9 protein-coding genes are annotated in these 10114 nt (G+C 62.1%); 3 read left to right on the top strand and 6 right to left on the bottom strand.

Features of this window, described 5'->3' with window-relative positions; genetic code table 11:
* From B3605_RS24955 to uvrA, 4 genes are all read right to left on the bottom strand, one after another.
* The coding region (locus B3605_RS24955) for a DUF72 domain-containing protein (protein ID WP_296436808.1) at positions 1–664 on the bottom strand (664 nt) is incomplete at its 3' end.
* Positions 661–924: a hypothetical protein gene (locus B3605_RS24950; protein ID WP_183794610.1), complete on the bottom strand. Its 264-nt coding sequence runs from the start codon at positions 922–924 to the stop codon at positions 661–663. The genes B3605_RS24955 and B3605_RS24950, both read right to left, overlap by 4 nt.
* Positions 924–1247: a DUF4258 domain-containing protein gene (locus B3605_RS24945; RefSeq protein ID WP_112941642.1), complete on the bottom strand. Its 324-nt coding sequence runs from the start codon at positions 1245–1247 to the stop codon at positions 924–926. Before B3605_RS24945 ends, B3605_RS24950 begins: the two co-directional genes overlap by 1 nt.
* On the bottom strand, positions 1244–4165 hold the full coding sequence (gene uvrA, locus B3605_RS24940; RefSeq protein ID WP_112941902.1) for an excinuclease ABC subunit UvrA: 2922 nt from the start codon (positions 4163–4165) through the stop codon (positions 1244–1246). The genes B3605_RS24945 and uvrA overlap by 4 nt, the downstream gene beginning before the upstream one ends.
* 274 nt (positions 4166–4439) lie before the next feature.
* Between uvrA and B3605_RS24935 the strand changes: the two genes are divergently transcribed.
* A complete protein-coding gene (locus tag B3605_RS24935; protein WP_112941641.1) occupies positions 4440–5000 on the top strand; it encodes a single-stranded DNA-binding protein in 561 nt (186 codons plus the stop codon).
* A 69-nt stretch (positions 5001–5069) separates the two neighbouring features.
* Here B3605_RS24935 and B3605_RS24930 read toward each other — a convergent pair whose 3' ends face one another.
* Positions 5070–5714 (bottom strand): MarC family protein, encoded by a 645-nt coding sequence (locus B3605_RS24930; protein ID WP_112941640.1) that lies wholly within the window; start codon positions 5712–5714, stop codon positions 5070–5072.
* A gap of 225 nt (positions 5715–5939) precedes the next feature.
* Between B3605_RS24930 and gyrA the strand changes: the two genes are divergently transcribed.
* Both gyrA and B3605_RS24920 read left to right on the top strand, forming a co-directional pair.
* Entirely contained in the window at positions 5940–8753 is a 2814-nt protein-coding gene (gene gyrA, locus B3605_RS24925) for a DNA gyrase subunit A (RefSeq protein WP_112941639.1), read from the top strand.
* Between the two features lie 295 nt (positions 8754–9048).
* Positions 9049–9360, top strand: coding sequence for a hypothetical protein (locus B3605_RS24920; protein ID WP_112941638.1), 312 nt, complete (start codon positions 9049–9051; stop codon positions 9358–9360).
* 120 nt (positions 9361–9480) lie between these two features.
* On the opposite strand, the gene B3605_RS24915 is transcribed toward B3605_RS24920, so the two are convergent.
* A partial coding sequence (locus tag B3605_RS24915) for a hypothetical protein (protein WP_296436807.1) occupies positions 9481–10114 on the bottom strand: 634 nt, incomplete at its 5' end.

Below are 10114 nucleotides of genomic sequence, written 5' to 3'. Positions count from 1 at the left end.
TGCCCTCGGCCCAGGTCTCCAGGCGCTTCGCCCAGGCTTTCAGCTCCTTCGGCGGATAGCAGGTCTTGATCTCGTCCGAGCCCTTCTGCAGGCGGGTATAGACGAAATCGGCGGTGACATCCGCCACCATCGGATAATCGAAATGCTCAGCGACCACAGGGGCGACGCCGTATCTCGCAAGCAGCGCCACGAACTCCGGCACCTTGAAGCTGTCGTGACGGACTTCGACGACATGCTTCAGCGGCAGGCCATCCTGCTTGTCCGGCAAAAGCTTGAGGAAGCCCTCGAAATCCTCAGGCTCGAACTTCTTCGTCGGCGCGAACTGCCAGAGGATGGGGCCGAGATGCGGGCCGAGTTCGACGATGCCCTGGCCGAGAAAACGCTCGACCGATTCACCGGCCTCGGAGAGGATCTTGCGGTTGGTGCTGAAGCGACTGGCCTTGAGCGAAAAGATGAAACCCTCTGGCACATCTGCGGCCCATTTGGCGAAGGTCTCGGGCTTCTGAGAGCTGTAATAGGTGCCGTTGACCTCGATGACCTTCAGCTGCCGGCTGGCATAATTCAGCTCGTCCTTCTGCTTCAGCGTGGACGGGAAGAAGTGGTTGCGCCAGGGCTCGAATGTCCAGCCGCCGATGCCGACGCGAATGGTGCCGGGGTTTGTCATGACTTCAATCCATCCTGTTTGTTTTCGCCAAAACCGCTCTTCGGATAGTCAGCCTCGCGCGGCACGAGCCGGTAAACGCGTCCATCCTTCTCGGCACCTTCGAAATCATGCTCACGAAGAGCCCGACGTACGCGATCCAGCTTGCGGATATCCTCCGGGCTTACCGTCGGGGACCATTCGCCACCGTCGTCGTGAAGCTCCACGATGACCTCCGCGGCATACTCCCCCTCACGAATGAGCTGCGACGCCTGTCTCGTCATTACGGCTTCCTCCTGGTGAAATCGTCATTCCAGCGATCTGGATCTGGAATGTATGCTGTTATCAACACCGCCGGCTCGGATGCGCCTGATGGGATGCCCCAAAGCAAATGTATGGGCCTTCCCCGCTCGTCCGTCTGCAGGACCAGAACACAGGGTCCCTTGTGATAGTCCGGATACTCCTCCACGACCACCGCCGCAGCTATATCCATCACCAACGTCTCGATCAGCAGATCGTCGTTCAACAACTCCTGCAGCGCGTGTGCCGAGACCCTGAACTTGCCGTCAGCGATCAACACACGCACCGTGGAGAGGATATCGCTCACTCCGCCGCCTGCACCTTCTTCACCGGCCGCCGTTCCAGCAGTTCCTTCAGAAACTGGCCGGTATAGGAGCGCTTCTCCTTGACGATCGCCTCGGGCGTGCCAGACGCCACGATCTCGCCGCCGCCGTCGCCGCCTTCGGGGCCGAAGTCGAGGACCCAGTCGGCGGTCTTGATGACTTCGAGGTTGTGCTCGATGACGACAACCGAGTTGCCCTGGTTGACCAGTTCGTGCAGCATTTCGAGCAGCTTCGCCACGTCGTGGAAGTGCAGGCCTGTTGTCGGCTCGTCGAGAATGTAGAGCGTGCGGCCGGTCGAGCGCTTCGAGAGTTCCTTGGCGAGCTTGACGCGCTGGGCTTCGCCGCCCGACAGGGTGTTCGCCTGCTGACCGACCTTGATGTAGCCGAGGCCGACATCGAAGAGGGCCTGCAGCTTATCGCGCACGGCGGGGACGGCTGCGAAGAACTCGACGCCTTCCTCGACGGTCATGTCCAAAACGTCGGCGATCGACTTCTGCTTGAAGGTGACGTCGAGCGTTTCGCGGTTGTAGCGCTTGCCGTGGCAGACGTCGCAGGTGACGTAGACGTCAGGCAGGAAGTGCATTTCGATCTTGATGACGCCGTCGCCCTGGCAGGCCTCGCAGCGTCCGCCCTTGACGTTGAAGGAGAAGCGGCCGGGCTGGTAGCCGCGCGCCTTTGCTTCCGGCAGGCCGGCGAACCAGTCGCGGATTGGCGTGAAGGCGCCGGTATAGGTGGCCGGGTTGGAGCGCGGGGTGCGGCCGATCGGCGACTGGTCGATGTCGATGACCTTGTCGATGTGCTCGAAGCCGTCGATGCGGTCGTGATCCGCCGGGATTTCGCGCGCGCCCATGACGCGGCGGGCGGCGGACTTGTAGAGCGTCTCGATCAGGAAGGTGGACTTGCCGCCGCCGGACACACCCGTGACCGCCGTGAAGACGCCGAGCGGGATCGATGCCGTGACGTTCTTCAGGTTGTTGCCGCGGGCGCCGACGACCTTGATTTCCTTGCCCTTCTTCACCTTCCGGCGCTCTTCGGGAACGGTGACGCCGAGTTCGCCCGACAGGTATTTACCGGTCAGTGACTTCGGGTTGGCCATGATATCCTGCGGTGTGCCGTGGGCAATCACCTGGCCGCCGTGAATGCCGGCGGCGGGGCCGATATCGACGACGTCGTCAGCCTGCAGGATGGCGTCCTCGTCATGCTCGACTACAATGACGGTGTTGCCGATATCTCGCAGGTGCTTCAGCGTTTCGAGCAGGCGGGCGTTGTCGCGCTGGTGCAAGCCGATCGACGGCTCGTCGAGCACGTAGAGAACGCCGGTGAGGCCGGAGCCGATCTGCGAGGCCAAGCGGATGCGCTGGCTTTCGCCGCCCGAGAGCGTGCCGGAGTTGCGCGAGAGGCTTAGATATTCGAGGCCGACGTCGTTCAGAAAGCGCAGGCGGTCCCTGATCTCTTTCAGGATGCGGACGGCGATCTCGTTCTGCTTGGCGTTGAAGCTGTCAGGCAGCGTTTCGAACCAGTCGCGGGCGATGCGGATCGACATATCCGTAACCTGGCCGATGTGCAGCTTGTTGACCTTCACGGCCAGCGCTTCCGGCTTCAGGCGGAAGCCATTGCAGGACGGGCAGGGTGCTGCCGACATGTAGCGTTCGATCTCCTCGCGCGCCCAGGCGCTGTCGGTTTCCTTCCAGCGGCGTTCGAGGTTGGTGATGATGCCTTCGAAATTCTTGTGCGTCGTATAGGAGCGGGCGCCGTCGACGTAGTGGAACTCGATCTTTTCCTCGGTGCCGTTGAGGATGACGTCCTGCGCCTTGGCGGAGAGGTCGTTCCAGCGGGCGCCGAGCTTGAAGCCGAAATGCTTGCCGAGCGCTTCCAGCGTCTGGTTGTAGTAGGGCGAGGACGACTTGGCCCAGGGGGCAATCGCGCCGTCGCGCAGCGTGCGCTCGGGTTCCGGCACGATCAGGTTGGCGTCGATCTTCTGCTGCGCGCCGAGGCCGTCGCAGGTCGGGCAGGCGCCGGCCGGATTGTTGAAGGAGAAGAGACGCGGCTCGATCTCCGAGATGGTGAAGCCGGAGACCGGGCAGGCGAATTTTTCCGAGAAAAGCACGCGCTCGTGCGTTTCGTTGAGCGACTTGTTGGCCGAGCCGCCGGCGGCGGTCTCCTCGACAGGTAGCGGCTTGTCAGCGAATTCGGCTATAGCGAGACCGTCGGCGAGCTTCAGCGAGGTCTCTAGGCTGTCGGCAAGACGCGCCGAGACATCGGCGCGCACGACCACGCGGTCGACGACGATATCAATGTCGTGCTTGTATTTCTTGTCGAGCGCGGGGGCATCGGCGATCTCGTAGAACTGGCCGTCGATCTTGACGCGCTGGAAGCCCTTCTTCATGAGCTCCGCGAGTTCCTTCTTATACTCGCCCTTGCGGCCGCGCACGAGCGGCGCCAGGATGAAGAGACGCGTGCCTTCCTCGAAGGCGAGGATGCGGTCGACCATCTGGCTGACGGTCTGGCTCTCGATCGGCAGGCCGGTGGCCGGCGAATAGGGAACGCCGACGCGCGCGAAGAGCAGGCGCATGTAGTCGTAGATCTCGGTGACGGTGCCAACCGTCGAGCGCGGGTTGCGCGAGGTCGTCTTCTGCTCGATCGAGATCGCCGGCGAGAGGCCGTCGATCTGGTCGACATCGGGCTTCTGCATCATCTCGAGGAACTGGCGGGCATAGGCCGACAGGCTCTCGACATAGCGGCGCTGGCCCTCGGCATAGATGGTGTCGAAGGCGAGCGAGGATTTGCCCGATCCCGACAGGCCCGTCATGACGATCAGCTTGTTGCGCGGCAGATCGAGGTCGATGCCCTTCAGATTGTGCTCGCGCGCGCCACGGATTGAAATCGTCTTCAGTTCGCTCATCGTCTTCTGCTTCAATGTCTCGGGGGGATAAGAAGAGCCTTTATGTAGTGATGCCGGCTGGCGAGTCGAGGCTGAATATCCCTGTGGTTCACGCTTTTCGATTCCGTTGACACGATGATAATGATAAAATAGAACAAATAAAGAACAAATTTCGTTGTGGATTAACGAAGCTCAACCGCACACCGGCGAAGGCCGATGGGGTAAGGTGTTGTCAATTTCGTTGCGCATGTTGCGGGCTTCGCAATATCGGCAACACGACAAGAAGGTGAAAAGTATGGCTGGCAGCGTGAACAAGGTAATTCTGATCGGAAACGTGGGCGCAGACCCCGAAATCCGTCGGACGCAGGACGGCCGGCCGATCGCCAACCTCCGTATCGCGACCTCGGAGACCTGGCGCGACCGCAATTCCGGCGAGCGTCGCGAAAAGACCGAGTGGCACACCGTGGTCGTCTTCAACGAAGGCCTGTGCAAGGTCGTCGAGCAGTACGTCAAGAAGGGCGCCAAGCTCTATATCGAAGGCGCGCTGCAGACCCGCAAGTGGCAGGACCAGCAGGGCCAGGATCGTTATTCCACGGAAGTCGTGCTGCAGGGCTTCGGCTCGACGCTGACGATGCTCGATGGACGCGGCGAAGGCGGTGGCGAGCGTTCTGGCGGCGGTTACGGCGGTGGCCGTGGCAGCAATGCCGGTGGTGGTGATTTCGGTGGTGGCGGCGGCTATGGCGATGATTACGGTTCGCCTTCGCAGTCGTCGGGCCGTGGCAGCTCGGGCGGTGGTGCATCTTCCGGCGGTGGCGGCAATTTCTCGCGCGATCTCGACGACGATATTCCGTTTTGATCGAACGACAGACGGAAAGGTTTCAGACGGCGCGCCTCGGGGTGCGCCGTTTGCGTTTTAACTGAAAGCTCAGACGGCCGAGGGAACGAGGTTCATCGCCGACTTGATGCCATCGACGACGAACTGGGTTGCCAAGGCGGCGAGGATGACGCCGAGTAGGCGGGTCAGGATGGCGCGGCCGGTGACGCCGAGGAAGCGGTCCAGCCTGTCGGCGATCAGGAGCGCCAGGAAAAGCAGCAGCAGGCTTGCGGCGATCACGATGATCAGCTGCGCCAGCTCGAACGCCGTCTGCATCGAGCCTGCGATCAAGATCGTTGCCGAGATCGCGCCCGGGCCTGAGATCAGCGGGATCGCCAGCGGGAAGACGGCGATGTTCTGGATGTGGTCGACGGTGATCGCCGCTGTGCCAGTTTTCTCTTTGCGATCCTGGCGCTTCTCGAACACCATTTCGAAGGCGATCCAGAAGAGCAGCAGGCCGCCCGCGATGCGGAAGGCGCCGATCGAAATGCCGAGCACGCCCAGCACGCTCGATCCGAAGAGCGCGAAGACGGCGAGAATGATGAAAGCGATGATCGTGCCGCGCAGCGCCACCTGCTTGCGCTGGGCTCTGCTCATGCCGACCGTGAGGCCGAGAAAGATCGGTGCGAGACCCGGCGGATCGATCGTGACGAGCAGGGTTGTAAAGGCATTGATCAGTTGGTCGGCGCTTGCCATCATGTCTCCGTATACCCATATCCGGGCTTGGTTTTCGCGCGATTGTGATGTGGGCAAACCGATTTTGCAAATGGCGCGGCGTGCGTGGTGGCGATTGGGGCGTATAAGCCTCGTTTTGCCCTGATTAGACCGTAAAAGCCTGTTCAAAACTTCCTGCAAAATTGGCTTAGGAACAGCCTTTCCGCTATAAATCTTCAAGTGATTCTAGAAGAGATGTGATCCATTTTGACTGAGCAAACACCCCCCGGCGGCGGGAAGCTCCCGCCAGGCATCGAGCCCATCTCCATTATGGAGGAAATGCAGCGGTCGTATCTCGATTACGCGATGAGCGTCATCGTCAGCCGCGCGCTTCCTGACGTGCGCGACGGCCTCAAGCCCGTGCACCGGCGCATCCTCTACGGCATGTCCGAGCTCGGCATCGACTGGAACAAGAAATACGTCAAATGCGCCCGCGTGACCGGGGACGTGATGGGTAAATACCATCCGCACGGCAACACCGCGATCTACGACGCGCTGGCGCGTATGGCGCAGGACTGGTCTCTTCGCCTTCCTCTCATCGACGGCCAGGGCAACTTCGGCTCCGTCGATGGCGATCCGCCGGCGGCCGAACGCTACACCGAATGCCGTCTCGAGAAGGCCGCGCATTCGCTGCTCGACGATCTCGACAAGGAAACCGTCGATTTCCGCGACAACTACGACGGCACGCTCTCCGAGCCCGTGGTCGTTCCGGCGAAATTCCCGAACCTGCTCGTCAACGGCGCCGGCGGTATCGCCGTCGGCATGGCGACCAACATTCCGCCGCACAATCTCGTCGAAGTCATCAATGGCTGTATCGCGCTGATCGACGATCCGGCGATCGAACTGCCCGAGATGATGCAGATCATCCCCGGTCCAGACTTCCCGACCGGCGCCAAGATCCTCGGCCGCTCCGGCATCCGCTCGGCTTACGAGACGGGCCGCGGTTCGGTGATCATGCGCGGTGTCGCGACCATCGAGCCGATGCGCGGTGATCGCGAACAGATCATCATCACCGAGATCCCGTATCAGGTGAACAAGTCGACGATGATCGAGAAGATGGCCGAGTTGGTGCGCGACAAGCGCATCGAAGGCATCTCCGACCTGCGCGATGAATCCGACCGTCAGGGTTACCGCGTCGTCGTCGAGCTGAAGCGTGACGCCAATGCCGACGTCATCCTGAACCAGCTTTATCGCTACACGCCGCTGCAGACCTCGTTCGGCTGCAACATGGTGGCGCTGAACGGCGGCAAGCCGGAGCAGCTGCAGCTGCTCGACATGCTACGCGCCTTCGTTTCGTTCCGCGAGGAAGTCGTTAGCCGGCGTACGAAATTCCTGCTGCGCAAGGCTCGCGAGCGCGCGCACGTCTTGGTCGGTCTGGCGATTGCTGTCGCCAATATCGACGAAGTCATCCGCGTCATCCGCCAGGCGCCGGATCCGCAGTCGGCTCGCGAAGAACTGATGACCCGCCGCTGGCCGGCGCATGACGTCGAAGGCCTGATCCGGCTGATCGACGATCCACGCCACCGCATCAACGAAGACATGACCTACAACCTCTCGGAAGAGCAGGCACGGGCCATTCTCGAACTGCGTCTCGCCCGTCTGACGGCCCTTGGTCGTGACGAAATCGGCGACGAACTCAACAAGATCGGCGAGGAAATCAAGGATTACCTCGATATCCTGTCGTCCCGCGTGCGCATACAGTCGATCGTCAAGGACGAGCTCGCTGCTGTCCGCGACGAGTTCGGCACGCCGCGCCGCACCGAGATCATGGATGGCGGCCTCGAGATGGACGATGAAGACCTCATCGCCCGCGAGGACATGGTCGTCACCGTCTCGCATCTCGGCTACATCAAGCGTGTGCCGCTGACGACCTACCGCGCGCAGCGCCGCGGCGGCAAGGGTCGCTCCGGCATGACCACACGTGACGAAGATTTCGTTAGCCAGCTATTCGTGCTAAACACGCATACGCCGGTTCTGTTCTTCTCGTCGCGCGGCATCGTCTACAAGGAAAAGGTCTACCGCCTGCCGATCGGCACGCCGACCTCGCGCGGCAAGGCGATGATCAACATGCTGCCGCTCGCTCCAGGCGAGCGCATCACCACCATCCTGCCGCTGCCGGAGGACGAGGACAGCTGGGCAACGCTCGACGTGATGTTCTCGACGACGCGCGGCACCGTGCGCCGCAACAAGCTCAGCGACTTCGTCCAGGTCAACCGCAACGGCAAGATCGCGATGAAGCTCGAGGAAGAGGGCGACGAAATCCTCTCCGTCGAGACCTGCACCGAGCATGACGACGTGCTGCTGACGACGGCACTCGGTCAGTGCATCCGCTTCGCGGTCGATGACGTCCGCGTCTTCGCGGGTCGCAACTCGATCGGCGTACGAGGGATCAACCTCGGCGATAACGACCGCATCATCTCGATGACGATCGTCGGCCATGTCGATGCCGAGCCGTGGGAACGCGCCGCCTATCTCAAGCGCGCCGCCAACGAGCGTCGCCTGACGACGGGCGAGGCCGAGGAAATCGCGCTGGTTGGCGAGGAAGTCACCGAAGAGGGACAGCTGAGCGACGAGCGCTACGAAGAGCTGAAGGCACGCGAACAATACGTGCTGACGGTCTCCGAGAAGGGCTACGGCAAGCGGTCTTCCTCTTACGACTTCCGCATCTCCGGCCGTGGCGGCAAGGGCATTCGCGCCACCGACACGTCGAAGACGGGCGAGATCGGCGAACTCGTCGCTGCCTTCCCTGTCGATGACAACGACCAGATCATGCTGGTTTCGGATGGTGGTCAGCTCATCCGCGTGCCTGTCGGCGGTATCCGCATCGCCAGCCGCGCGACCAAGGGTGTGACCATCTTCTCGACCGCCAAGGACGAGAAGGTCGTATCGGTCGAGCGCATCCGCGATCCGGAAGACGAGGTCGAGGAAGGTACCGAGAACGGCGAGGAAACCGCCGTTGCGCCGGGCGAAGAGCCGACCGCAGAGGCTGGCGACGAGACGCCGCCGGACGCCGAGGCGTAAGAGTTTCCGCGCACCGGTTTTCGGTGAGTGGATATGAATTGAAGAGAAGGGCCGGACCTTATGGGTTCGGCCCTTTTTGTTTGAGTTGCGGAGGCCTTGGCGCCGCTCTCAGCGACGCGCGGATGTCGGTGGCTCCGCGGAAGGCGAAAGAGATGTTGTTTTTCTTGGTAAATCCCTGGGTTGCAGTCCTCATTGTTTTTGGTGAATATTCCTCATGATGCAACCAAATGGCGATTCGCTGGCATGATGGGGGAGATCTGCCTGCCGATCGCTCGATGACCAGTAGGAGGACGTCATGCACCCGTATTTGCTGCAATCGCAAGAGACCGCGCGAGCCTTGGATCGCCTTGACGCGGCCGACATCGCGCAGAAGCGGATGCTCGTCATATCGGCCGCGAGAGCGATCCATCGCATGCATGCCGAGCTGGGCATCGATCTCGCCCAGAACGAGCTACGGCGCGGCCATATCGTCTACGACCTCGCGGAACTTGCAACGCTGATCGATGACGGCGTGCCGGATCATGTGGTGGCCTCCGGGCTGAAGGAGGCTGCTGAAGTGATAGCAAGTCTTTGCCATTTACTGACGGAGAATGCTGCCGCGGAGTGAGTTTTCGACGCCGTAATCGGACGCGCCAGTGATGACCTTCGGGCATTGCCGCCCAGTCACCCAAACAAAAAAGGCCGCATCGTTTCCGATGCGGCCTTTTTGCTTGTTTCTCGTTGCGCCTTAGTTCAGGCGGCCTGCCGCGTGGGCGAGCATGGTGTAGACCTTGCCGGTGTCGGAGGTCAGGTAGGACTGGGTGATCGTCCGGTCGCGGTCGGTGCGGGCGACGTCGGCGAGCAGCTTTTCGAAGTCGGCGATGTAGCGGTTGACGGCGGTGCGGAATTCCGGCTCGCGGTCATACTTGTGCTTGATCTCGTCGAAGGTCTGCTGGCCCTTGAGCGTGTAGAGGCGGCGCGTAAAGACGTCGCGCTCGCCGCGCTGGTAGCGGCGCCAGAGATCGACCGAGGCATCGTGATCGATGGCGCGGGCAATGTCGACGGAGAGCGAGTTCAGCGATTCCACGACGTGGCGCGGATTGCGGTTGTCGCCGGCGCGCGGCGCCTGGGGTGCCGGTGGGTCTACACGGGGCGCCGGCTGGCGGGCAACTGCTTCTTCTGCACTCTCGTCACGCGACGCGCCGCGCAGCAGGTCGCTGATCCAACCACCGGATGCCGGCGATGCGGCAGGCGCCTGGGTTACGGCAGGGGCGCGCTGCGGCGTTGCCGGCGTTGCTGCCGCGGTGCCGAGCGAACCGCGCAGGCCGAAGCCTTCAATCGAGGAGGGCGGAATGGCAGCGGCGGCCGGGGTTGGCAGCGGC

The organism is Rhizobium sp. UBA1881, from assembly GCF_002338015.1.
GTDB lineage: Bacteria > Pseudomonadota > Alphaproteobacteria > Rhizobiales > Rhizobiaceae > Rhizobium.
This window is presented reverse-complemented; position numbering and strand designations above follow the sequence as displayed.

Excerpts from the sequence above, each read along its gene's own strand:
- B3605_RS24950 (WP_183794610.1), bottom strand. The coding sequence starts at position 924 with ATGACGAGACAGGCGTCGCAGCTCATTCGTGAGGGGGAGTATGCCGCG.
- uvrA (WP_112941902.1), bottom strand. The coding sequence starts at position 4,165 with ATGAGCGAACTGAAGACGATTTCAATCCGTGGCGCGCGCGAGCACAAT.
- B3605_RS24935 (WP_112941641.1), top strand. The coding sequence starts at position 4,440 with ATGGCTGGCAGCGTGAACAAGGTAATTCTGATCGGAAACGTGGGCGCA.
- B3605_RS24930 (WP_112941640.1), bottom strand. The coding sequence starts at position 5,714 with ATGGCAAGCGCCGACCAACTGATCAATGCCTTTACAACCCTGCTCGTC.
- B3605_RS24920 (WP_112941638.1), top strand. The coding sequence starts at position 9,049 with ATGCACCCGTATTTGCTGCAATCGCAAGAGACCGCGCGAGCCTTGGAT.